Below are 23,570 nucleotides of genomic sequence, written 5' to 3'. Positions count from 1 at the left end.
GGCAAAATATCCACTAGGTAACAGCAACCTGCTATATACATTTTGTAACAAGCAATGTTTTAATATATTTTTAAAAGAAATCTATAATTAATAGATTTTCCTTTAAGTATTATTTTATTTCACATCCGTCAAAGTACTCCAGATAAATTTTTCAGTGATATGTCTTTTTTTATTGTTTCAAAATACAATATAAAACAGAATCCCCAAAACAATTAACTGACAAAAAACCTTATTTATCTTTTATGCAATATCCTATCAAATCGCCACTGCCCTATAGGTAAATTTAATTATTATTTCACTTCAATATTTAAACGGACATTTTATCACAGATATTTTACATTGTACAAACCATATTTATCAATTAAAAGTCAAAACTCATCTTAAGTTACACCCTTTTGTACATAGATGCTATAGAACAGATTTGTTGATATCTAAAAAAATGGCTTAAACATTTGCCATGGAAGTGTTTAACCTGTGTTAAACTTTCATTACTATACTATTTGTAAGTCTTATGCATAATATTTTTTCTCAATTTCATACTAAATCCTAACCTCAAGGCACATTCGGATAATTAAATAGCAAACAGTTATTATTTAACATTAATCTGATAATGCATTACGCGTTTAATTACTTAAAACCTTAATATTGGAATACTGTATATTAATTATATGATCAATACTGTTTTTATTGCCAGTACTGAACCCAACAGTGGCAAATCAATTATATCCATTGGCCTGGTAAATATGCTTTTGGGGAAAGCGCAAAAAATCGGCTTTTTTAAACCTATCATCAGCGAGAGTGTCTTTGAAAAAAAAGACAGCAAGATAGATACCATCCTCACTTATTTTGATCTGCCTATGGCTTACGAGGATACTAATGCCTTTACCTGGCAGGAAGCAATGCGTAAGATGGAAACAGAAAGCCAGGGAGAAATGATCGATACCATCATTCGTAAATTTAAATTCCTGGAAGAGAAGTACGATTTTACTGTTATTGAAGGTACGGATTTCCTGGGAGAAGGTTCCGCATTTGAATTTGAGATCAATGTACAAATTGCAAAGAACCTCCGTGCCCCGGTTATCATCGTTGTCTCCGGCGAACAAAAAACAACTGCACAAGTAGTTAATGGCGTATTTACATCAATTCGAAATTTTGATGCCAGGGAAATACAGGTATTGGCTGTTATAGTGAATAAAATAAAGCCTGAAAATGTAAAAGACATTGAGGACCTGCTTGCCGAACAAATACCACAGGCAATTCTTTTAGCTTTTATTCCGGAATATACTGCACTTCAAAGCCCGACAATAAGAGAGATAAATGAAAAACTGGAAGGCAAGCTATTATTCGGCGAGGAATACTTATCCAACCAGGCTGATAATTTTGTAACCGGGGCCATGCAGGTACCCAATTTCTTAAATTACCTGACAGAAAATGTGTTGATCATCACCCCGGGCGACCGTGGCGATATTATTATCAGCGCCTTACAAGCCAATCTATCTACCCGTTATCCAAAAGTAGCGGGAATCGTTTTAACGGCGGGATATGAGCCAGAGGAACCAATTATAAGACTGATACAGGGACTGCAAACTATTTTCCCGATTATCGCAGTTAAAACAGGAACATTCCAGACTAGTAACCTGGTTGGCTCCATCCATTCTAAAATCACCGCAAGTAATACAAAGAAGATACAATTAGCTATTGATACTTTTAACCGGCATATCAACATACCCGAACTTGAGAAACGGATAGTAACTTTCAAACCCTCAGGTATTACCCCGCGGATGTTCCAATATCAGCTTACCAAATGGGCTAAGAACGAAAAAAAGCATATCGTTTTACCTGAAGGAAATGACGAAAGAATATTAAAAGCGGCGGCGCAATTGCTTAATGAAGATATAGTCAATTTAACACTTTTAGGGGATACGACAGAGATTCAGGCCACAATTAACCGGCTTAATATTAATATCGACCTAAGTAAAGTGAAGATCGTAAACCCGGTTGATGATAAGAATTATGAGGATTATGTAAATACCCTTTACGAATTACGTAAGACTAAAAACGTCACCTTAGAAATGGCGCGCGACCTAATGACGGATGTATCCTACTTTGGTACGATGATGGTCTATCGCGGGAATGCCGACGGAATGGTATCAGGTGCCGTGCATACTACCCAACATACCATCAGACCCGCCTTACAATTTATAAAAACAAAACCGGGAGTGTCTGTGGTGTCTTCTATATTCTTTATGTGCCTTGCGGATAGGGTATCGATATTTGGGGATTGCGCGGTAAACCCCAACCCTACTGCCGAGCAATTAGCAGAGATCGCAATATCTTCGGCCGAGAGCAGTATTCGCTTCGGAATAGAACCACGTATTGCTATGCTCTCCTATTCATCGGGCACATCCGGAGAAGGTGAGGACGTAGAGAAAGTACGCCGCGCAACCGAAATAGTAAAATCCAAGAGACCTGAATTGAAGATCGAAGGCCCAATACAGTACGATGCCGCTGTCGATCCTATCGTTGGGAGCAGCAAGTTGCCAGGGTCAGAAGTTGCAGGTAGAGCAAGCGTGCTTATATTTCCCGATCTTAACACCGGCAACAATACCTACAAGGCTGTGCAACGGGAAACAGGCGCACTGGCAATAGGCCCTATGTTACAAGGACTAAATAAACCTGTAAATGATTTAAGCAGGGGCTGTACCGTAGATGATGTGTTTAATACAGTTGTGATAACAGCCATTCAATGCCAGGATCAATAATCTAATTTTATTTTTTATTCATGAATGTTTTTATAATCAATTCTGGCAGTAGTTCAATTAAATATCAGTTATTCAGAATGCCATCATCGATGCCCGTTTGCAGTGGTTTGGTTGATCGTATTGGTTTGCCTGATTCAACCATTAGTCACAAAACATTTAAAGATGGCCAGGAACATACTGTTAACCGAACAATTGAGATTAAGGATTATGAATCAGGATTAAAAGAAGTAAACGCTCTGCTTACAGACGATGCTATTGGCGTGATTAAAAACCCAGATGAGATAGAATTAGTAGGACACCGGATAGTACATGGCGGTGAAGAGTTTACAAAACCTACCATTATCACGGCTGATGTAAAGGAGAAGCTCAAACAGACCTTTCAACTTGCCCCGCTTCATAACCCTTCAGGCTACAAAGGAATAGAAGTTGCAGAAAAAATCTTCAACAAAGCAACACAGGTGGCCGTATTTGATACTGCATTCCACCAGACATTACCACCTGAAGCTTACAGATACGCCATTCCTGATAACTATTATAAAGATTATAACATCCGTGTATATGGATTTCACGGCACCAGCCATAAATATGTGACCCATCAGGCTGAAAAATATTTAAAAAAGCCTGATTCAAAGCTGATCAGTATACACCTGGGAAATGGTTGCAGCATTTGCGCAGTAAAGAATGGGAAATCAATTGATACCAGCATGGGTTTTGGGCCATTATGCGGATTGATAATGGGTACACGTTCAGGAGACATTGATGCAACCGTTATCTTTTATCTTGTTAATCAGTTGGGATACAATATCGACCAGGTAAGCAATTTACTAAACAAACAAAGCGGGATGCTGGGACTAACCGGGTTCAGCGATATGCGTGATATAAGAAAAGTTATTAACGAAGGTAACAAGGCTGCAAAGTTGTCCTATGACATGTATGCCTACCGGATAAAAAAATACCTGGGCGCTTACGTTGCGGTATTAAATGGAATTGACGCCATCATTTTTACAGCTGGTGTTGGAGAAAATGATGCCCTGCTTCGCAAATTAGTTTGTAATGAACTTGAATATTTAGGTATTCATCTGGATGACGATAAAAACCAAAATCGCTCAAAAGACCTTAGGGAGATCAATCAGCCAAACTCACCAGTAAAAATATTGGTGATACCTACGAATGAGGAACTGGAAATAGCTAATCAATGCTTTGATTTTATGAAAAAATAGCTTCATGTAAAATTTTACATGAAGCTGGCCAAATCGTCTGAAAACCACATCTTACCCCCATGTGGTTTTAATGGTTAATTGATTTTAAATACTGATAAGATGATAATCACAAAAAAGATTCCCATTTGCACCAGGTAAAATATCTTGAGATTTAGAATTGGCCGCTTTATTTGTTCATCGTACTGCCTGTCATTTGCATTAATGCTGGTTTTTAGTTTTAACTCTTGCCTGCCGCCCACCAAAAAACCATTAAGAATAAGAACAAGGATCAGCGACAATTTAATTTTGAACCAAATTTGATGTGCAAAAGCGCCACCTGTAACGGTAAATAATCCTATACCTGAAAGTATTAATAATGCGCCCCCCAAGCCTAAAAGCATTGAGAGCTTTTTCATCACTTCCAATAAGCTTAATGATCTCTGCCTTTCGTTATCATACATTTTAGCGAAATTTCCGAATATGATAAATTCTGCAACTGTTGTGCCTGCCATTAAAGTCAAACCTATTAAGTGCAGAACCAAGAATATCTGTAATAAAATCAGCGTGTTCATATTGAAGAATATTTGATTCTGAAAAGTAAAAAGCTTGTTATCATCATGTACACAGCCGTTAGGCCATGTATCAGCAGGTGCTGAATATCTGAAGGCCCATTGGTTGCAAGCACGGTCAAGCAATCGCTTGCAGGTATGATGATGGCTGCTGTAAATACCCATGCAGTTGCTCTCATCATCTTTAAAAATAAAAGTGGTAAAAGTACCAGGCCTGAAAATATATCACGAATTCCTTTTATTCGGCCGAATGCAATATCATTGGCGCTGGAGAACGGTATACCAAAGCCGTTCGCGCCGGCTGTAGGGTCAGCTATAAAGCGGATACCAACAAAAATAATTCCCAAAGCTATCAACATTACCATCCAAAAGGATACCGAACGGGCATCCCATTTGGTAATTTCATTAGTTGTTTTCATGTGTTTATTTATTATTTAATCACACAAAACTCGTTAATGAATATTCCCGGTTCATTCACCCAGGTTAATTAATGCTGGTTGGCAATACGTTTACGAATACGGCTTAATGATTGTGGTTTTATACCGACATAAGAAGCAATATAATACTGTGGAATACGCTGACCTATATCAGTAAAATTGGAAATGAACTTACGGTAACGTACATCAGGCGGATCAGTGTATAACGAGACTATCTGACTTATAACAGTTATAAAAACTTGTTCAATACCTAAACGGCCAAATCTTTCACCATGTTCAACTGTCGCATAAAATTGCTGCATATCATTAAAATTGATCACATATACAGTAGTATCTTCCAGAGCCTGGATGTTTACATTTGAGGGGATTTGAGGCAAGAAACTCATGTAATTACAAACAAATTCATTCTCTTTATTAAAATAATTGGTTTGCTGTTCTCCGTCACTATTAATATAATAACGTACCAGCCCTGTTTCAATAAATGTAATGTACCTGCAAATATTCCCGGCTTCAAGTAAATGATCACCTTTTTTAAAAGTTTTTTTATGAAATAGTCTATGTATTATTTCCTCATCCCGATCAGATAGAGGTATATAGCTTCGTATCATCTTCAAAAGTGGTTCCATAAATATTCAGGCTTGGCAGGTATCCCCAATAAGCTTTATGTTTAATTAAATATTGGCTAAATAAACAAATTTTCATCAATCTAATAGTATAACGTTGTAAATCATTGCTTTACATAACCGTTATTTGTAATAATTAAAACATCAAAAAATACTATCTAAATGTTTTAATAATCAAATTAATAATGTATAATTTTGATTAACTAATATGTAAACAAATTTTGCTTTAACCTATAAAAAATGTGCAATAGGGGCATTTTTATATAATCATAGCCCTGAAAATGTGTCCAATTGTTCTTAATAAAATTTAAACAAGATCATTAATTTATTACAGCATTCCATTTTATGTACATCCAACTATTGGATGGTGCATTATCCACGAACTTCTCTGCGCTTTTAAGTATTGCAAACACCAATTTAACTAATAGGCTATATTGCTTATTGGATTTGCGGCAATAAACCTAAAAAAGGTAGTCGTTTATATATAAATGATACCTGCAAACAACAGCGAATCAATAAATTTCATTAGTAAAGGAGGTAAAAATGGAAACACCAGACATTAGTGTTCAGGATCTTCAACACGCGTCAGCAGTAATTGAAAAGCTAGCGGCAAACCCGGATGCCTTCAATGGAGCATATAATGCATTCATTGCGAGTGATGCCGCGAAATTTGAAGCAGCTCTTAACGTTGTGGGCGTTGCAGAACACTGCCACATTGTTTGCACCTTTTTTTGCAGAAAACATTGTGGTGGTCTATGCAGGAAATTCTGTCCAAACCCTAACAAGGGCGAAGTAAATGCAGCAGAAATGCTGGCCTATGCGCAAGCAGTAGGGCCATTGTTCAGGGATGCTGCAATTGTAGCAAAGCTTCTTGAAATAATGCAGGCAGAGGATATAAATGCCTGGAACGAGTTTATTAAAAGGTACAAACTTGAGCCATTTTGTTATCAATTATGTTCCTTGTTGTTTTCATCACAATGCCGCGGCAGGTGCCAGGAAATATGTCCGGCAAAGCCTCTTATTACCAGAATTGGCTCTATTCCAATTTCACAAATTAATGCTTTAGGCTATGGCAACGGCCCCAGTATACCCCCTTTTTACGTAGCACCACCAAACCCGGCGGCAGGTTATGGTGACCATCCTTTTGGTGGTGCAATTTGGCTTATGGGGGTTTTTAATATGCCAGCAGCTGTGGAATATCTTGTTGAGGTGTCCTCAACTGGTCCTGGCGGCAGCTACAATCCCATTATTGTAGGCCCACAAGTGGGATATGACAATGTTCCTCCTCAACCCCCACCGCCACCTGTTCCGGAACCATTGACAGGACCACCGTGGAATACTCCACGTAGTCGTATTCAGTCAACTGGCGCTGATCCCGGCTGGTTTAAGATCAGTGAACTTACAGACTCGGATGGTGGAAGAACTACAACCGGTGAAAAAACATTATTAATGTGGCCCTCACCCCTTCCGGATGGTGTGTATTACTTAAGGCTCCGCGTTAGGGACGCTTTGATGAATACACGGGTAAGCAGTCCGCAGGTAGTTCGGTTAGATAATACCGGGCCATTCCCTTTACCACGGCCTATTATTGGATTACAGCTTCAAAAACCTGATGGGACACGGGTACCGCTTAAATGTGGCATTGTACATAAAGGTGACGGACTTATTGTAGTAACCATACAGGCATATGATCCTAATATGAGCCAAATAGCTGTAACAGCACGTGGTAACTCCGGTTTAAGTGTAGCAGTTGTCGATACCTCATCGGTACCGCTGTCAAAAACTTATAACGGTGATATTACAGATCAGGGGTATGTTGTTCCAACAGAGTTTCTTTGGGATCCATGGAACGATCCTAATATTGTTTCATGCTGTTATCTTGTATATGTTGAAATATGGGACCGTGCAATTCTTAATAACACCTATACAGGCGGCCATGCTAACGTTGGATGGGAAGCTATTGAGATCGGCTTCTGATTAAGAATATATTTTACATTTAACTCTAGCTAACAAAAAAGAGGCTGTATCATAAATCATGATCAGCCTCTTTTAATTTTGCAGTAATTGCGAAGTTTAGCACAGGTCGGCGAAAGGTAATTTATTTTACATTTTTATGGCGATTATTTGTTTTAATGATCTGATTTTCATATATTTATGTATAATAAATATATGAAATATGGCAACAAATCGACCAGTTTTCAAGCCTTATGATCAGCAACAAATCCTTGCGATACCACCCACGCTGGAGGAACTGATTCCGGCCTGACACCCTGTCCGGGTTGTAAATGAGGTGATTAACAAGCTCCATCTCGAACCTTTATTAAAAGCATATCATATTAGAGGCAGTTCCAGCTATCATCCGCAGATGTTGCTCAAGGTGCTGGTTTATGGCTATGTGACCAATACCTATTCCAGCCGTAAGCTGGCTGCTGCCTGTAAAGAGAGCGTGTATTTTATGTGGTTAAGTTCGATGAGCTATCCTGACCATAATACCATCAACAGGTTTAGAGGTGTCCGGCTAAAAAATGCGCTTCGCAGTGTATTTGAGGATGTGGTCAAACTGCTGGCAGAGGAAGGCCTGCTGAGTATTGAGGAGGTCAATACGGATGGGACGAAGATCGAAGCGAGTGCCAATAAATATACCTTTGTCTGGAAGAAATCTATCGGGACAAACAAGGAAAAGATGAAAAAGCAGCTGACCGAAATTTGGCAGTATGCCCAGCAGGTAGCCTCGGACGAAGACAAAATGCCTGATCCGCCAGACTTTACGACGATCGACAGCAGCAAGGTAAAGGCGACCGTTGATCAGCTAAATGAAAAGCTGTCCGGCAAAGAGAACATCGACAAGAAGATCAAATCCAGGCTGAAATATGTCACCAAACACTACCCTGTAAACATCGTTAAATATGAACAGCAGGAAGCTATCCTGAAAGAAAGGAACAGCTACAGCAAGACAGACCCGGATGCTACCTTCATGCGCATGAAAGAGGATCATATGAAAAACGGGCAGTTAAAACCGGGCTACAATGTCCAGATCTCTACCTCTAATCAGTTCATCGTTAACTATACCATTCATTCCAATGCCACAGATACGAACACCCTGAAGGCCCATTTGGAACAGCACGAGGCCAGCTTTGGCAAAGCACCTGTTGTACTTATTGCCGATGCCGGGTATGGCTCTGAAGAAAACTATACCCTGCTTGAAGAAAAGGGGACCATTGCTTTTGTAAAGTATGGCATGTTCGATAAAGAGCAAAATGAGCACCACAACAGCAAGCACCCTTTTGCTGCCAATAAGCTTTTTTATGATCAGGAAAAAGACTGTTACATCTGCCCGATGGGGCAGCAGATGCACTTCACCGGTACCGGCACCAGGAAAACCAGCACGGGATTTGAACAGACTGTAAAAAGATACCAGGCCGGCAATTGTGCCAACTGTCCGCTGAACGGTGCCTGTCATAAGTCAAAAGGTAACCGGATCGTTGAAGTTAATGAAAACCTGAACCGGCTGAAACAAAAAGCCTATGAATTGTTAAACAGTGAACAAGGCATACAGCGGCGAAAGAAGCGTTGCTTTGACGTAGAGCCAACTTTCGGAAATATCAAACAAAACCATGGGTTCAGAAGATTCCTTCTCCGTGGTCAGGCGAAGGTTGAAATAGAATGGGGATTAGTTGCAATTGCACAAAATCTAAGAAAAAAGGCAGCCTGAAAAGCCTTTTTTCGCCCCTTTTTACCGCAATATCCATTCCTGAAGTGACAAACCAATAAAACATTGTATGCAAACTGATGAATCAGCTACAAAATAAAGAGGCCGCACCATTTGATTTATGATACGGCCTCTTTTACTCTTACTTATTTAGTATTTTTCTTTTCAGTCACTTCCTTGCGGATATCACTGGCTAAAACTTTTAATTGCTGCATAGCACCGCGCAAACGGGTACCTGCGGCGTTATTGCCTTTTTCGTAAAATGCTGAAGCATCTTTTTCTGCTGAAGCCAATAAATCCTTTACTGCTTGAAATTTTTGCATAATCTAATTTGTTTTAGTGAATAAAATTTGGGTTGATAATTAAACAACGGCACGAAAATACAATTTTTGCTCAAAATCCGCATCGTAAGTAAGATTCTCGTTAGCCACAATTTTTATTAATGATGATGGCGATATAACAGCAATTTAATAATGCAAGCCGCCAACGCCGATATTGCGAACCCTGTAGCCCACAATAGATATTTCAAATTTTCAAAATGTTTAACCCTTAATTCCAAAGATCTTATTCTTTCGTCATGTTCCTTAATTGTCTGTTCATAGCCCGGTTTTTCGGCCTGAAGCTTTATATCTCGTTCTTTTAGTTGCTCTGCCTCTGTTGCCGGCTCTTGCTTTTCAACCGGCTCTTCATTGCTCTTAACAAAACCGCCGTTTTCCAAAAACATAACGACCCCGGGCTCTTTTTTTACGATGAGCGGCAACTTATTACCAACTACGGTGACTAAGCCACTGCTTTCCAGAAAGCCGATCATAGACGCTGCATAGTCCTCATCATGATCAAAAATGTCTAGTATCTGCTCACGGGTTAAGCTGTTATTTTGTCCAAAAGCCTCTAGCACCGCATTCAGCATTTCGTATTCAAACCTGTCCAGTTCCATCGCGATAAAGATAAATATTAAAAATAATCTAAGGTTGTCACTCTTAGAAACTCCTTAAAAATTCACCCTCACAGAATATGTGCACAACAGGGTCATCAAAAATCAACTGCCTGATTTTTTTGATATTTATCAACTAAAAGAAGACAGTAATTTTTATAGCATGCCTGATTCTATCGATTATATTAAAATCCCACATACCTAAGTTTAGGCTGAAACATTAACAGGGAATGTGGTCTCCAAAAGCATAGTCGTCAATGTATCGATCTTAACCGGTTTGGGGATGTAATTATTCATTCCTGCGTTGATACATTCCTGGCGGTCTTCTAACATGGCATATTCGTTATTCAGTTCTCAGCTGGAATTCTACCAATACTTCGAAATAATTTTTACCAGAAGTAATTCGTATAAATTAAATTTCTTTGGTATCTGACTGTTGTATCCAGCCTTCGTTACCATTAGCGAGTTGAACCTTTATCCAGCCGTTGTTAGTATCTAAAATACTCACTTTGGTGCCATCATGTAAAACAAACAAAATCGCCGCCTGGTCGCCCGGACCGCTCCTTACATTGACAGAACCGCTGAAAATAATAGCCTGGTGATGATCATTAAAATAATGTACCTGCCTGTTCGAAATAAAAATAAATATCAACCCTAAAAAAAGCAGAATTGTGCCTGCATAAAAAGACACCTTTTTAAAAGAAACTGCATGGGTAAAAAGATAGATCACAAGCAGGCCAAATCCGGCTATAAAAGACAGAATACTTAATACAGAAAGTGTACCAAGAGAGAAAAACAAGATAATACTATGCCACCATTGTGTGACAAAAAACTCTGGTGCAGGCTCTACCTTATCCGTAGTTTTTGAATTGGCAAAGTAAATATTAAAGTTAACGTCATCATCACCTGGTGCAAGTCTGTGTGCTTTCTCATAATATAACAACGCCGAAGGGACATCTCCTGACTTGAAATAAGCATTGCCCAAATTAAAATAAACCGCTTCTGATTGATATCCACTGCCTAATATTTGACTATATAATTTTATTGCCTCCTGATACTGCCCTTTTTTATACTGCTCATTTGCTTGCTTATAAACCGCGCCGTAATCACTACTCCATGAAAATAAAGGTAAAGAAAGCAGCAAAAGCAGGCACATGCAGTGCTTTACGGAGTTATAGCTTGTCTTCAATTTCATTAATGATGTTTTTTGCATTTTCAAATACTTGCTGTTGCGATATAACAGATACCGGTGCAAACCTCGCCATTTCACAACTATCCATTGTATCATTTAACTGCTTGATAACAGGCTCGCTTACGGATCTTACTCTTAACCGCTCTTCAATCGTTTCTTTATTCAAATCAGCAACAGGGATATTCAGTTTATCACTTAAATAACCATATAAACCTCTGGCTATCGCTTCAAAAAATGCAACCTTATTACCCGCGGCCAGTTGCTTGTCGGCATCTGCTAAACGTTTGGCAGCCACTTTGCCCGCTTTCCTGCTTTTTACTAAAACCAGGTCACTATTATAATCAGCTTCCCATCTGCGATAAAAGAAAGCTGCTGCAAATGAAAGAGGCCCTAACAATAACAGTATATAATACATCACAGATCCATAAAACTCTCCGCCGTGCTGATATAAGCCAGCCGACGATGTTTTTATATAGCGGATATCGTTACCCAACATTTTGATATCCTGCTGGTCGGCAGAATTGAAAACAGGTACGTTTACCTGCATATCGCCTTTATTTACTTTTATATTAAATTCGCTGGTTGGCAATGTTATATATCTTTTTGCAGAAGGATCAAAGTAGGTAAACTTAGCCAAATCCAGTTTATAGTTACCCTGGTGTCTCGGGATCAACAGATAGCTGAATTGCCTGCTGCCGGCAATTCCATTTGAATCAACCGTGATACGATCTGTGGTCTTAGGATCATATTTTTCAAAGTCAACAGGAGGAGTAATCTTAGGTGCATTTATCAGGTTAAGATTACCAGAGCCTTTAACCTCAAAGGTGTAGTTGATTGTTTCGTTGGCTTTCAGTTCCTTTTTGTCTATGTCTGTGTAAACAGAAAAAGAGCCGACTGCACCGCTAAAACCAACTGGTTTACCTGCCTCAGGCAACGGAGCAGCGTGAACGGTGACCGGTGTGCTTTTAACCTGGTATTTAATATCCTGGAAATTACCGTAAGGATTATCCATGAACTTCCTCGGTGGTGTTTTTAAACGTACAATAAATGTCATCGCTAAAGGGTCTATCGTAAGGTCGCCCGAATGCTCGGCGAACAGTACAGTTTCTTTAATAACAGCCACACTATACTTTACACCATTATAGGTTTCGGCTGTCCACATAGCATTTGGATTTTTATTGACAACATCCTGGTTCCAGAAACCATTCAGATCGGGTGCCTTATCCAGTTGATTAGCTACCAGATCAACCCGGGTATATAATTTATAACGCACCTTGATCTGCTCCCCTGTGTAAACTTTAGTTTTGCTAACATCTGCTCTCATAAACAGGGATTTAGCCAGATCTTTTGTGTTTACCTGAGAATTATCATCAGCGGGTGCAGGTTGCGCCTGCGTTTTTGTTTGTGGTGGGGCTTGGCCCTGCACCTTTATTTTTAATGGATTTGATGTTAATGTATGCCCATTCACCACAATTGCTGCGGCCGTAATGTTAAACGTCCCTTCTTTAGTTGCGGCCAATATAAAACTGTAGGTTGTGCTTACAACCGACGATCCATTGACTACGGTCGCGCTTATCGATTCATTAGGGCCGGATAATACCTGGAATGCACTAACATCTGGCGGCGTAAAACGTGTGCCCGTGGTGTTTAAGGTAAAATCTATTTCAAATTGTTCTCCTACACCCACCTGACTTTTACTTACTGTGGCGGTGAATTTAGTATCCGCGGCAAACAGAAGCGTTGTCGATAGCAGCAAAAACAATATTGTACAAAATCCTTTTTTCATTTAAATAACAAATTTACCAGTCTTTAATTACCGGCACTTTCGCGCCTTTTAATTTTTTGTTTTTTAATTTATCCTGGGTACCCTTTTCCTGGTCATTCATTGCGTCGAGCATTCGCTGCGCATCATCCTTTGAAACATTATTCGGCTGCGGCTGATTTTGCTGATTCTTTTTATCCTGATTGCTTTTGTCCTGATCGTTCTTATCCTGGTTATTCTTATTTTGATCGTTCTTATCCTTATCCTGTTTGTTCTTGTCCTGGCTATTTTTATTCTTGTTTTTGTCCTGGTTATTCTGATTGTTTTTATTGTTCTGATTGTTCTTATTCTGCTGTTGCTGCTTTTTCACCATTTCCTGTGCATAAGCCAGATTATATCTCGTCTCATCGTCTTTAGGATTATTCAGTAGCGCTTTTTTATAAGCCTCAACACTTTCGTCGTATTTTTTGCTGGTTAGCAGTGAATTACCCAAATTATGATAAGCCCCGGACTTTACCAGCGGATTGGTTGATGATGCAGCAATAGCAGAAAAATTTCTTCCCGCACTATCAAACTTTTTTTGCTTATACAAGGCATCGCCCAGGTTAAAGTTACTTTCTACTTTTCGATCTTTCTTGGTTGTAGCTTTACGATAAGCGGCTTCGGCCTCAGTATATTTTTTTTGTTGATACAGCTTATTACCCTGGTGCAGATCACTCTTTGCGTCCTGTGCAAAAATCACCGATTTGCTTAATATGATCAACAAGATTACAATTAATTGCCTCATGACTTTTTCACCTCAAATAATTTCAACCTGCTTAACCGCTGACTTTTCCTGCCGGAAATAAAAAACTCTGCCACCAAAAGTATAAAGGCTACAGCTAAAAAGAACTGGAAGCGCTCTTCAAAATCTTTAAACTGTTTACTACTATAAGTTTTTTGCTTCATTTTATTAACCTGGTCCATCACTATACCCAATCCACTATTGGCATTGGTAGCCCTTATGTAGACACCATGCCCCGCTGTGGCTATTTCCTTACACATATCTTCATTTAACTTGCTAATAACGGTATGCCCTGCGCTATCAGTATGAAAACCTACCTCTTTACCATTTTCATATATAGGTATAGGCGAACCCTGTGGCGAACCAAATCCAATAACATGTATAGCTACATTCTTATCATGTGCATTTTCCGCAGCCTTAACCGCGTCATCCTCATGGTTTTCTCCATCCGTCATCAATATCATGACTTTGCTGGCGCCATTGTTAAAATCAAATGATTTCATACCCATATCAATCGCTGAGCCAATAGCCGTACCCTGCACAGGCACTATACCCGTATTGATGGTATTGAGAAATAACTTAGCTGCCGAATAATCAGTAGTTGAAGGCAACTGAACATAGGCCTCCCCGGCAAAAACGATGATACCGATACGATTATCCTTCAGATTAGAGATCAGTTGGTCAATCGCAAGCTTTGCATTTTCCAAACGGTTAGGTGCAAAATCCTTAGAAAGCATGCTGTTGGATACATCAAGCAATATCATCAGATCAGCACCGCTGGTTTTGGTATCCTCCGTCTTAGTGCCTATTTGCGGACCAGCCACGCCAATAATTAGTAAAGCATACGCGATTATAAAAAAGATGAATTTCAAAACCGGCCTTGAAAATGACACCTCAGGTATGACCCTTCTGATAACTTCCTTATCACCAAATGCAGCAAGAGCCTTTCGTTTCCATCTTCTTACCATCAAAAACAAGATGATAAGCAGCGGAACAAATGCCAGCCCCCATAAAAATTCAGTATGTGCAAAACGTAGCATCAGGTTAAAGCTCCTTTAAAAATTGTGTTATTCAATAATACTTCCAGTGATAAAAAGCATAGTGCGATAATAGCAAATGGCAAATAATGTTCTGTTCTTTTATGATAACGTGTAACCGCTATTTTAACTTTTTCCAGTTTATCTATCTGCTGATATATTTCTGAAAGCTCGGTATTGTTCCTCGCTCTAAAATATTTACCACCCGTTATACTGGCTATCTTTCCAAGCGTTCCCTCATCAATCTCAACGGGTATCATCTGGTAATGGGTAGTGCCAAACTGATCCTTGAAAGGATAAGGAGCCGATCCATTGGTTCCCACTCCAACTGTGTATACCCTTATGCCAAACTGCTTTGCAATTTCGGCAGCGGTTACCGGCGGAATAGAACCCATATTATTCACCCCATCTGTCAGCAAAATAATAACCTTGCTTTTTGCTTCGCTATCCTTTAACCTGTTTACAGCAGTGGCCAATCCCATTCCTATGGCTGTGCCATCGTCGATCATCCCGTTCTTAATATCATGAAATAGATTGATCAGCACATCATGATCGATAGTTAACGGACACTGAGTAAAACTTTCACCACTGAAAACCACCAAACCAATAAGGTCATTGGGACGGTTCTTTATAAAATCAATCGCGATGTTCTTACCTGCCTCAAGTCGGTTAGGTTTAAAATCTTCTGATAGCATACTGCCCGAAATATCACTAGCGATCATGATATCTATACCCTCAGTCGTCTCATTTTGCCAGCTTAAGGCCGATTGCGGCCTTGCCAGCGCCGTTACCAAGGCAATAACAGCTATCGACCTCAACACAATCCCGTAATGCCGCCAGATACGCATTGAGCTTTTCTGTGCCGATGCAAACCCACTGGTGGATGACATACCAAGTGTGCCCTGCAATTGCCGGTTTCGCCAGTAATAATAACCGATCATCAATGGTACAACCAGCAGTAACCAGAAAAACTCAGGCTCGGCAAATTCTATTCCTTTAAACCAGTTCATGCAGTTCCCTCCTCTTTTGAGTCGATGAGTTTTACCTCTTCCCTTGTTATGGTTATAAATTCAATTGCATTTTCTATGTTTTGCTCGTTTTCATTAGATGACGGTCGTTCCTTCGCAAATTTCACCAGATCGGCAAGTGACAATAGTTGTTTGAGTTTGTTTCTTGCATCGGCAGGCATATCTTTATTTTTCAACCCCTCAAATATCTCTGCAGTTGTTTGCTCTTGTGTGCTAATATGATATCTCTTCTCCAGGTATTCCCGCAGTATATCAGTCAGTTCGATATAGTGCAGCTTTACCTCGTTTTGTAGCCAAAGTTTTTTATCCCGTAATTCTTGGAGCTTGTTAATAGCAATAACATCCACCGGTAAAGCGGGCACAGCTTTTTTTATGATGATTGCCTCAGGGCGATTTTTCAGATAATAAATGATCACTATTATCAATAAAATGCCGACTAATATCCCCAGCACTAATTTCCAATGGTCTTTTAACCAATCCCAAAAATTGTAGTTTACCGCAAATGGTTGTTTAATATCGTAGAACGCCTTAGTTGTATCAACCAAAACTGCTTTCACTTGTAGCGTTACAGTACCAGTTTTAAAATTCCCTGCTTTGGTCTGGAACTCAAGTTCCGGGATCACATACACACCAGTATCAAAGGAAGTGATCGTATAATTATGCGTTATGGTTTCGCTGGCAGGATTATTCTTGTCAAGCACAGTATCCGGCTTAATGCTTTTTACAATCTTAATTTTACCGATACTATCCTTCAATTCAGGAAAAGCAATAACGCTCTTAGCCGGGATGCGGGCAGTAAGATGCAGTACAGTTTGATCGCCGATAGGTATGGAAGATTTATCCAGCCTGGCGCCCACCTGTATATCTTGAGCATCCGCTGTGTAATGGAAACATATCCCAAACAGGATCAGCATTAAAATAACCCGGTAGCTGCCGGTATAAAAATATTGTTTACTCACTTCCTGCTACCCCGTTTTTTAAATAATGTCATCAATGGTTTAATATAAGTTTCGTGAGTGCCAATGCTGGTAAAATCCACTCCCGATCTTTTGAATGTCTCGGTTAACATTCCGTTTCTTTTAGTTGCTGTAGCTTTATAGGTATTACGCAGTTCCTGGCTACCGGTACTTATCCAATGCATTTCCCCGGTCTCTTCATCGCGCACAGGGATCAAGCCGAGGTTAGGAAATTCTTCTTCATGTTTATCATAAAGCCTTAAGGCTATAACATCATGCTTTTTATTGGCTATTTTTAATTCAGTCTCAAAACCCGGACTCATAAAATCGGAAATAATAAAAGCCGTACATTTTTTCTTGATAGCACCCGTAAAATACTTTAAAGCCTCGGCTACATTTGTCCTCTTATTTTCAGGTTTAAAGTCTATCAGCTCGCGGATGATCATTAAAATATGGCTCCGGCCCTTTTTAGGGGGGATAAACTTTTCGATTTTGTCGCTAAAAAACAACACACCTACCTTATCATTATTTTGTATAGCCGAAAAAGCCAGCACCGCACACAATTCTGTAGCAAGATCCAACTTTTGCCAGTTAACAGTACCAAAATTGCCCGATCCGCTTACATCCATTAAAAGCATTACCGTGAGCTCCCGTTCCTCATCAAAAACCTTCACATAAGGGTGATTAAAGCGGGCGGTAACATTCCAGTCAATCGTCCTTATCTCATCACCTACCTGGTATTCGCGTACCTCACTAAAGGCCATACCCCGCCCCTTAAACGCAGAATGGTATTCGCCCGAGAAAAGATGGTTGCTTAATCCCCGTGTCCTGATCTCTATCTTTCTTACCTTTTTAAGCAGATCCTTGGTATCCTTTGCCATAATGCTTACGGTACTTCCACGGCATTTAATATGCCGGTAATAATAGCTTCGGTGGTCATATTTTCAGCTTCCGCTTCATAGGTTAGCCCTATACGATGCCTTAATACATCATGGCAGATAGCCCTTACATCTTCAGGAATAACATAACCCCGGTGTTTAAGGAAAGCATATGCCTTTGAAGCAAGTGCTAAGTTGATGCTTGCCCTTGGTGATGCACCATAACTGATCAGGTTCTTATAATGAGCCAGTTTATGTTGTTCAGGAAAACGAGTGGCGAAAACAATATCAACAATGTATTGCTCTATTTTTTCATCCATATAAACTTCCCGTACTACTTTGCGCGCCTTAACTATATCCTCAGGGCGTACTATGGCAGCGGGCTTCAGCATTCCACCTGGTGATATATTTGAACGTATAATTCTTTTCTCATCCTCTTTATTAGGATAACCGATAACTACTTTCAGCATAAAACGGTCAACCTGGGCTTCGGGTAACGGATAGGTTCCTTCTTGCTCTATTGGGTTTTGCGTAGCCAGAACCAGGAAAGGGTTTGGCAGCGGAAAAGTATTGTCGCCAATGGTTACCTGTCTCTCCTGCATGGCTTCCAGCAAGGCACTTTGTACTTTAGCAGGTGCACGGTTGATCTCATCTGCAAGAATAAAATTGGAAAATATCGGCCCTTGCCGAACAATAAATTCTTCCTTTTTCTGATTATAGATCATCGTTCCAACCAAATCGGCAGGTAAAAGATCAGGCGTAAATTGGATTCGGCTAAAGTCAACCTGTATTGCCTTGGCAAGTGTATTTATAGCCAAAGTTTTTGCCAGACCGGGTACACCTTCTAACAGAATATGGCCATCAGCCAAAAGGCCGATCAGCAGGCGATCGATCATATATTTCTGACCTACGATCACCTTATCCATCTCTAATCTTAAAATATCAACAAAGGCGCTTTCCCTTTCTATCATTTCATTAATAGCCCTGATATCGGTTGGCGGGAGCGCAGTTTCGTTCTTTAATTCTTCCATTAAATTCCTAATAACTTTTAAAGGACAAACTTAAACAGTGAATCACCTTATTTGTTAAAGAAACCTAAGATATAATTGTTAAAATTTGTTAAATTTTTGTTACAAGCCGGGAGCCGCGTTAATAACGGACATCCGGCTCCTGGAAATATGAAGTGCAAAGCAAACCCTCAGTAAATTCCATAATTAGCAACGTTACACCTTTACCGCTTTGTTCAGATGTTCGTGGTATTCCACAAGTTTCAACATGACATTAATGGCAGTTTCGTAGTTCTTTGCTCCTACCTCCTTTTTATACTCCTGCTCGAGGGTTTCCATCTGGCTTTTAATATGCTCGTAAAAACTTATACCTTTATCAGTTAAATACAGCATCATTGAACGGCCATCCGTACAACATTTCTCACTTCTCACTAATTCAAGTTCTTCCAGTTCTTTGATCACCTTACTGGCTGCTTGTTTGGTTATACTTAAGTTAGACGCAAGCTTACTATTCGATATGCCTTTTGTGCCAATGCTCATAAATAGCGGTATGTATGAATTATTAAATCCTTCCAACTGAGCATGACAAAGCTCATTACAATACCACTCGTCTGATAATCGTTTCAAAAGATAAAGCAATCTGCTTGTCATCCTGGTAGTATCCTCGTTTAACATGATCTTTTACTTTTAATATTCAAATAGGGATTGATATTAGGCTCAATAAAGTCAACCCGGTTTACAAATTTAACGTTTTTTATACAATTAACTTATACATGGAAAATTGACCATAATCAGAATTGCAATTTAACAAAAGCTCTTACACCCCACTTTGGTGCGTCCGGGTGATCAAGATAAGAAAGCCTCCTAACCAGGTCTAAACGTAATAGCTTAAAAATATTCTCAATACCTGCACTGGCTTCCATATAAGGGCCATTATTAAGTGTATAAGTTATAGGTTTACCATCGCCGTACAGAGGATACTGCAATAAGGATGGATCATTTGCCGGGTTATTCTCCTGCCTTACGCCACCCCATATTGATTTGAATGATACAACCTCCCTTAACTTTAACGATTGTAACAATGGTACCCTGTTAAAAAAGAACCCGTTAAAATGCTGATCGATATTGATACTGGCATAATGATCACTAACAAATTCCAGGTAGTTCATCAGGTTATACGATTGTAGCTGCAATGCATAGGTCTGGTTAGCATGATGAATGTCGAGCAATGGATAAGGCAGCTTATTAAAGATATATCCACCTTCTGCAACAACATCTGCAAAACCCAGTTGAGAAAGGTAAAAACGCTTGGTAATATTACCTGTAACATTTTGATAATTGTAATCACCCTTAAGAAATCCTTTGATACCTTCCTGGTAACGCAAGGTAAAAATGGGGTATTTATCAGGGATAGGTGTACGATATAGTTTGCCCTGATAAAATTTTTCATGAGGTGCATACCGCAATTCCATCGATAATTCTGTGACTTGCAGGTTATCTATAGAATTTGGCTGCCCTGCAACAATGTTCTGGAAATACAAATCACCTGCGGCAGCCTGGTTCCAGCTTTTCAATTCAAATTTGTAGGAGAAATGGTTCAGATATTCATGCACGTAATCCAGCCTGAAGACATCATTATAAGTGTAGATACTGTTAGTACCACGTTTAAAGGATAGCAGAAAGTTATCCTCCTGTACAAACTGAAGTTCCTGCCCTGGTATTTTGGTATCGTGTTGTACGCTAGCCCTCAAATAATCCTGTGGAAAAGAATAAATCGATTTATTGTTTAATGAATAAGTCCCGCTGAAAAAATATTTAAATTTTTCATCTTTAAAACCATAAGCACCATATGTTTCGAAATAATACCGTTTGCTCAGCGCAGGAGTTGTACGCCCGCCTAATCTCAGCCTAAAACCTTCGACAGAGTTAAAATTGTAAAAGGTATTTACCGGCCCAATTTCAAAAGGCCCTAAATCGTCATATCCTGCAACAAAAAGGGTAACCAGTTTCATTGTCCGTTTAAAAGATGGGATGGTTTGCAAGCTGTCAATATTCTTATATATGTTTGCCTGTCCGGGTTTCAATGTATCGGGGCGATTAGCCTTCCAAAACTCATCCCCCTTTTCCGTTGCATTATAAGCGATCATCTGTGCCGGACCCGAATAAACTTCCTGGGAACGGGGCTTGTTAACTGCAAAGTTGTTGATAATCACAACGCGTTCGCCGTAAACGCCGCCGCCTTTATTTTTGTTAAGCCCAAAGTCCATCTTCAGATCACTCTGGCTCAGGCGATAGCGTCCGCCTTCAGTTTTCTCGAAGGCCAGGGTGGTTTGCATCTGACGCACAAAATTCAGGTTAATATTCTTGTTTACGGACAGTACAGCCTTTTGCACAGCGTAGTTGCCATCCATAGTAATGTATATTTTACCTTCAAACAGCATATTGGTCGTATTGCGCGGAGTAAAACTCAGCTCGATCAATTGCGGGCTCACATCTTTGATGGTATCGGTAATAAAGAATTTGTAAAAAGCTGGTGCGCCATCAGCAATCGGGCTCAGCAACTGGTTGCCCAGTAACGGAATATTATTATCATATATCTCAATATCCATGTACATGCGGTTGAAGTAAGCTTTCAGTCCTTCGTTATCTACAAAGTTTTCATCATACTTCACCTGCTTGTTAGCCTGTATCACCTGTTTTTTAGCATATGGCGACTTGCGAAAATAATTGTCAGATAGTTTTTCTTCCATATAGATGGGGAGAAGGTTTTTACCGCCAATGGCATCAGAATCCTGTTCTGTAAAAAGGAACTGATAATTCTTAAATATTCTTTTCTGCTTGAATTTCTCTGAAAGGTCACTAAGGGAGAATATCATGCGTTCATATTGCTGATATTCCGCATAATTGAAGTTTTCCAATCTGTTTTGACTTTTGTGTGCGATCACCTTACGGATCAGCTCAACGGCGGGATTATTTTTATTGGTATACCTGGTTTTTTTACCGCTTTTTATTACCACTTCGCTTAATGTTCTCCGATCTTCGATCAAAGCAATATTGATAGTTTGCTCAGTACCAGGAGTAATATCTTTATAGAGCGTTTTATAACCGATAAAGGATATTTTAATACGATTATAGTTTCCGTCACTGCTCAGCTTGTAATTTCCCTGCACATCGGTAGTGCCTCCGATAGTAGTGCCATCAAAAGAAACGCTTACACCCGGCATCGTCTCATGGGTGCGCAGATCGGTAACCACTCCTTTTATGATTGTTTGCTGCGCCATCAGCATGCTTGATAATAAAACCAGCAAAAGCATCAGCGCATTTTTAATTATGTTATATGTATAGTCCGTTTTCATGACATCAGAGTTTGTAATTGTAGTCTCATGCAGCTTGTTGTTGATCATAAATTCTCTCAGTATCCAATACAGCAACTGTGTCTTTAGTGCCTCTCAACTTTCTGAACAAGTCGCCTACGGCATTACTTCTGACGGTTTCAACGGCAGATGAAAAATAACCTTTCAGAAAAATTAGCAACACCCCCATTTCCGCATCAGAGCCCATAAAGTTGTCTCTGAAAAGTTGCTTAATCAACGGAAGCAAGTAGTACCCAATCTTATCAGTCGAGAATTTAGGTGCTGAAAAAAGCTTATTCAAATTAAAGCTCTTCACACCGGTGATGATCAAGTTGGTGATGTTTAAAAATGTTTGGTCGAGATTGATACATTGCGTTTTCATTACTGTTGAATTGATAGTACAAAGGTAAACTAAGTTGACTAAATTAGTCAACTTAGTTTACCAAAAAATTCACTTTTTAATGTTTTATGACGCTGCTCTGATGCAGCTGACTTTAAGATGAAGAAAGTCCGGAGGATACCTTTATTTCGGACAACAGGTAATACCTGAGAGGTTTTAACGGATTGATTGCGTCTTCATAACCTCCTGTTAATTTGCAACAAATGCAAGAGCAGTATTTTTATAAATCGGTTTTTGCATTTGTGTTTTCAGGCTCTTGAAAATTTGCAGCGGAGCGTCCGTAGCAAAAATGTTGACCAACCAGGCAGGAAGAGAGCCTCCCGGATCTACATGTATTGAATATTCAACGTGAAGTTGATCTGATCCTGTTGGAGTGATGACCCATTTGCCGAAAGAACGATCGATCCTTACAATGCCTTTCTTTACGGGAACAAAACCCGGTACTGCCGGACCATCAATTGTCACGACCTTCGTATCGGGGTCCTGACTGACTATTAAATGGGCCACAAAGTCTCGGTTTTGTGCAGGCCAGGGTAAACTGACTTCTGAATAATAATAAAGTTCTGCAGGTGATACCTGTTTAACCAGTTTAGCCGACTTAACGTGATATACCCAATCGGGTGCAGTAGTAACGTCCATAATCAGGGCAACCAGCTGGGATGGTGTTGCACTTAAATCACATTCCACTTTAATCGCTTTAACTTTCGAATCCGACACCATGCTGGTATAGACCTTTATACCATCTTTTTCGGTGCTCAGTTTCCAATCATTTTGTGCCGATGCAGAGTTCAGTCCCAGCACAAGAAGAAGTGATATAAATAATACTTTATTCACTAAATTAATGATTTGATTTGTCGTTTTCATTTCCTCAGATTTAATAGGACAAATGTAAACCAAGTTGACCAAATTAGTCAACTTAGTTTACCAAAAAAGTTGCTTT

General features: G+C 39.6%; 21 protein-coding genes and 1 pseudogene. 4 read left to right on the top strand and 18 right to left on the bottom strand.

What is annotated here, in order from left to right:
- Positions 1-668 precede the first annotated feature (668 nt).
- Complete coding sequence (pta, locus tag ACPPVU_RS13190; RefSeq protein ID WP_426672174.1) at positions 669-2,762, top strand: phosphate acetyltransferase; 2,094 nt, start codon at positions 669-671, stop codon at positions 2,760-2,762.
- Positions 2,763-2,782: 20 nt separating this feature from the next.
- Positions 2,783-3,982, top strand: a complete 1,200-nt coding sequence (locus ACPPVU_RS13185; RefSeq protein ID WP_426672173.1) for an acetate/propionate family kinase — start codon at positions 2,783-2,785, stop codon at positions 3,980-3,982.
- Between the two features lie 74 nt (positions 3,983-4,056).
- Here the strand turns inward: ACPPVU_RS13185 and ACPPVU_RS13180 are convergent, their stop codons facing one another.
- The 3 genes from ACPPVU_RS13180 to ACPPVU_RS13170 form a co-directional block, all read right to left on the bottom strand.
- Positions 4,057-4,533, bottom strand: coding sequence for a hypothetical protein (locus ACPPVU_RS13180; RefSeq protein WP_426672172.1), 477 nt, complete (start codon positions 4,531-4,533; stop codon positions 4,057-4,059).
- Positions 4,530-4,949 (bottom strand): DUF4267 domain-containing protein, encoded by a 420-nt coding sequence (locus ACPPVU_RS13175; protein ID WP_426672171.1) that lies wholly within the window; start codon positions 4,947-4,949, stop codon positions 4,530-4,532. The genes ACPPVU_RS13180 and ACPPVU_RS13175 overlap by 4 nt, the downstream gene beginning before the upstream one ends.
- A gap of 68 nt (positions 4,950-5,017) precedes the next feature.
- Positions 5,018-5,593, bottom strand: coding sequence for a Crp/Fnr family transcriptional regulator (locus tag ACPPVU_RS13170; protein ID WP_426672170.1), 576 nt, complete (start codon positions 5,591-5,593; stop codon positions 5,018-5,020).
- A 540-nt stretch (positions 5,594-6,133) separates the two neighbouring features.
- Between ACPPVU_RS13170 and ACPPVU_RS13165 the strand changes: the two genes are divergently transcribed.
- Both ACPPVU_RS13165 and ACPPVU_RS13160 read left to right on the top strand, forming a co-directional pair.
- Complete coding sequence (locus tag ACPPVU_RS13165) at positions 6,134-7,567, top strand: hypothetical protein (RefSeq protein WP_426672169.1); 1,434 nt, start codon at positions 6,134-6,136, stop codon at positions 7,565-7,567.
- A 199-nt stretch (positions 7,568-7,766) separates the two neighbouring features.
- Positions 7,767-9,302 (top strand): annotated as a pseudogene (locus ACPPVU_RS13160) (IS1182 family transposase).
- A gap of 143 nt (positions 9,303-9,445) precedes the next feature.
- On the opposite strand, the gene ACPPVU_RS13155 reads toward ACPPVU_RS13160, so the two are convergent.
- The 15 genes from ACPPVU_RS13155 to ACPPVU_RS13085 form a co-directional block, all read right to left on the bottom strand.
- The gene (locus ACPPVU_RS13155) at positions 9,446-9,622 is read right to left on the bottom strand and encodes a histone H1 (RefSeq protein WP_426672168.1); all 177 of its coding nucleotides are present in this window, start codon (positions 9,620-9,622) and stop codon (positions 9,446-9,448) included.
- Positions 9,623-9,738: 116 nt separating this feature from the next.
- Positions 9,739-10,236: a hypothetical protein gene (locus ACPPVU_RS13150; RefSeq protein ID WP_426672167.1), complete on the bottom strand. Its 498-nt coding sequence runs from the start codon at positions 10,234-10,236 to the stop codon at positions 9,739-9,741.
- A 204-nt stretch (positions 10,237-10,440) separates the two neighbouring features.
- The gene (locus tag ACPPVU_RS13145) at positions 10,441-10,566 is read right to left on the bottom strand and encodes a hypothetical protein (RefSeq protein WP_426672166.1); all 126 of its coding nucleotides are present in this window, start codon (positions 10,564-10,566) and stop codon (positions 10,441-10,443) included.
- A gap of 79 nt (positions 10,567-10,645) precedes the next feature.
- Complete coding sequence (locus ACPPVU_RS13140) at positions 10,646-11,428, bottom strand: SH3 domain-containing protein (protein WP_426672165.1); 783 nt, start codon at positions 11,426-11,428, stop codon at positions 10,646-10,648.
- Positions 11,406-13,211, bottom strand: a complete 1,806-nt coding sequence (locus tag ACPPVU_RS13135) for a BatD family protein (RefSeq protein WP_426672164.1) — start codon at positions 13,209-13,211, stop codon at positions 11,406-11,408. Before ACPPVU_RS13135 ends, ACPPVU_RS13140 begins: the two co-directional genes overlap by 23 nt.
- A 13-nt stretch (positions 13,212-13,224) precedes the next feature.
- The gene (locus ACPPVU_RS13130) at positions 13,225-13,974 is read right to left on the bottom strand and encodes a tetratricopeptide repeat protein (protein WP_426672163.1); all 750 of its coding nucleotides are present in this window, start codon (positions 13,972-13,974) and stop codon (positions 13,225-13,227) included.
- The gene (locus ACPPVU_RS13125; protein WP_426672162.1) at positions 13,971-15,011 is read right to left on the bottom strand and encodes a vWA domain-containing protein; all 1,041 of its coding nucleotides are present in this window, start codon (positions 15,009-15,011) and stop codon (positions 13,971-13,973) included. Before ACPPVU_RS13125 ends, ACPPVU_RS13130 begins: the two co-directional genes overlap by 4 nt.
- Positions 15,011-16,018, bottom strand: a complete 1,008-nt coding sequence (locus ACPPVU_RS13120) for a vWA domain-containing protein (RefSeq protein ID WP_426672161.1) — start codon at positions 16,016-16,018, stop codon at positions 15,011-15,013. The genes ACPPVU_RS13125 and ACPPVU_RS13120 overlap by 1 nt, the downstream gene beginning before the upstream one ends.
- Positions 16,015-16,995: a hypothetical protein gene (locus ACPPVU_RS13115; RefSeq protein WP_426672160.1), complete on the bottom strand. Its 981-nt coding sequence runs from the start codon at positions 16,993-16,995 to the stop codon at positions 16,015-16,017. Before ACPPVU_RS13115 ends, ACPPVU_RS13120 begins: the two co-directional genes overlap by 4 nt.
- Positions 16,992-17,873: a DUF58 domain-containing protein gene (locus ACPPVU_RS13110; RefSeq protein ID WP_426672159.1), complete on the bottom strand. Its 882-nt coding sequence runs from the start codon at positions 17,871-17,873 to the stop codon at positions 16,992-16,994. Before ACPPVU_RS13110 ends, ACPPVU_RS13115 begins: the two co-directional genes overlap by 4 nt.
- 5 nt (positions 17,874-17,878) lie before the next feature.
- Entirely contained in the window at positions 17,879-18,901 is a 1,023-nt protein-coding gene (locus ACPPVU_RS13105) for an AAA family ATPase (protein WP_426672158.1), read from the bottom strand.
- 192 nt (positions 18,902-19,093) lie between these two features.
- The gene (locus ACPPVU_RS13100; RefSeq protein WP_426672157.1) at positions 19,094-19,552 is read right to left on the bottom strand and encodes a MarR family winged helix-turn-helix transcriptional regulator; all 459 of its coding nucleotides are present in this window, start codon (positions 19,550-19,552) and stop codon (positions 19,094-19,096) included.
- Between the two features lie 116 nt (positions 19,553-19,668).
- Positions 19,669-22,233 (bottom strand): DUF5686 family protein, encoded by a 2,565-nt coding sequence (locus ACPPVU_RS13095; protein WP_426672156.1) that lies wholly within the window; start codon positions 22,231-22,233, stop codon positions 19,669-19,671.
- Between the two features lie 25 nt (positions 22,234-22,258).
- Complete coding sequence (locus ACPPVU_RS13090; protein WP_426672155.1) at positions 22,259-22,612, bottom strand: hypothetical protein; 354 nt, start codon at positions 22,610-22,612, stop codon at positions 22,259-22,261.
- A 207-nt stretch (positions 22,613-22,819) separates the two neighbouring features.
- Positions 22,820-23,494: an START domain-containing protein gene (locus ACPPVU_RS13085; protein WP_426672154.1), complete on the bottom strand. Its 675-nt coding sequence runs from the start codon at positions 23,492-23,494 to the stop codon at positions 22,820-22,822.
- Between the last annotated feature and the right edge of the window lie 76 nt (positions 23,495-23,570).

Origin of the sequence: Mucilaginibacter sp. McL0603 (genome assembly GCF_049992945.1) — a bacterium.
Taxonomy (GTDB): Bacteria; Bacteroidota; Bacteroidia; order Sphingobacteriales; family Sphingobacteriaceae; genus Mucilaginibacter.
The sequence above is the reverse complement of the archived record's forward strand: the minus strand, read 5'-3'. Positions and strand labels throughout refer to the sequence as shown.

What these genes read in the sequence shown, in the direction of transcription:
- pta (WP_426672174.1), top strand. Translation starts at nt 669, where the DNA reads ATGATCAATACTGTTTTTATTGCCAGTACTGAACCCAACAGTGGCAAA.
- ACPPVU_RS13185 (WP_426672173.1), top strand. Translation starts at nt 2,783, where the DNA reads ATGAATGTTTTTATAATCAATTCTGGCAGTAGTTCAATTAAATATCAG.
- ACPPVU_RS13180 (WP_426672172.1), bottom strand. Translation starts at nt 4,533, where the DNA reads ATGAACACGCTGATTTTATTACAGATATTCTTGGTTCTGCACTTAATA.
- ACPPVU_RS13175 (WP_426672171.1), bottom strand. Translation starts at nt 4,949, where the DNA reads ATGAAAACAACTAATGAAATTACCAAATGGGATGCCCGTTCGGTATCC.
- ACPPVU_RS13170 (WP_426672170.1), bottom strand. Translation starts at nt 5,593, where the DNA reads ATGGAACCACTTTTGAAGATGATACGAAGCTATATACCTCTATCTGAT.
- ACPPVU_RS13165 (WP_426672169.1), top strand. Translation starts at nt 6,134, where the DNA reads ATGGAAACACCAGACATTAGTGTTCAGGATCTTCAACACGCGTCAGCA.
- ACPPVU_RS13155 (WP_426672168.1), bottom strand. Translation starts at nt 9,622, where the DNA reads ATGCAAAAATTTCAAGCAGTAAAGGATTTATTGGCTTCAGCAGAAAAA.
- ACPPVU_RS13150 (WP_426672167.1), bottom strand. Translation starts at nt 10,236, where the DNA reads ATGGAACTGGACAGGTTTGAATACGAAATGCTGAATGCGGTGCTAGAG.
- ACPPVU_RS13145 (WP_426672166.1), bottom strand. Translation starts at nt 10,566, where the DNA reads ATGTTAGAAGACCGCCAGGAATGTATCAACGCAGGAATGAATAATTAC.
- ACPPVU_RS13140 (WP_426672165.1), bottom strand. Translation starts at nt 11,428, where the DNA reads ATGAAATTGAAGACAAGCTATAACTCCGTAAAGCACTGCATGTGCCTG.
- ACPPVU_RS13135 (WP_426672164.1), bottom strand. Translation starts at nt 13,211, where the DNA reads ATGAAAAAAGGATTTTGTACAATATTGTTTTTGCTGCTATCGACAACG.
- ACPPVU_RS13130 (WP_426672163.1), bottom strand. Translation starts at nt 13,974, where the DNA reads ATGAGGCAATTAATTGTAATCTTGTTGATCATATTAAGCAAATCGGTG.
- ACPPVU_RS13125 (WP_426672162.1), bottom strand. Translation starts at nt 15,011, where the DNA reads ATGCTACGTTTTGCACATACTGAATTTTTATGGGGGCTGGCATTTGTT.
- ACPPVU_RS13120 (WP_426672161.1), bottom strand. Translation starts at nt 16,018, where the DNA reads ATGAACTGGTTTAAAGGAATAGAATTTGCCGAGCCTGAGTTTTTCTGG.
- ACPPVU_RS13110 (WP_426672159.1), bottom strand. Translation starts at nt 17,873, where the DNA reads ATGGCAAAGGATACCAAGGATCTGCTTAAAAAGGTAAGAAAGATAGAG.
- ACPPVU_RS13105 (WP_426672158.1), bottom strand. Translation starts at nt 18,901, where the DNA reads ATGGAAGAATTAAAGAACGAAACTGCGCTCCCGCCAACCGATATCAGG.
- ACPPVU_RS13100 (WP_426672157.1), bottom strand. Translation starts at nt 19,552, where the DNA reads ATGTTAAACGAGGATACTACCAGGATGACAAGCAGATTGCTTTATCTT.
- ACPPVU_RS13095 (WP_426672156.1), bottom strand. Translation starts at nt 22,233, where the DNA reads ATGAAAACGGACTATACATATAACATAATTAAAAATGCGCTGATGCTT.
- ACPPVU_RS13090 (WP_426672155.1), bottom strand. Translation starts at nt 22,612, where the DNA reads ATGAAAACGCAATGTATCAATCTCGACCAAACATTTTTAAACATCACC.
- ACPPVU_RS13085 (WP_426672154.1), bottom strand. Translation starts at nt 23,494, where the DNA reads ATGAAAACGACAAATCAAATCATTAATTTAGTGAATAAAGTATTATTT.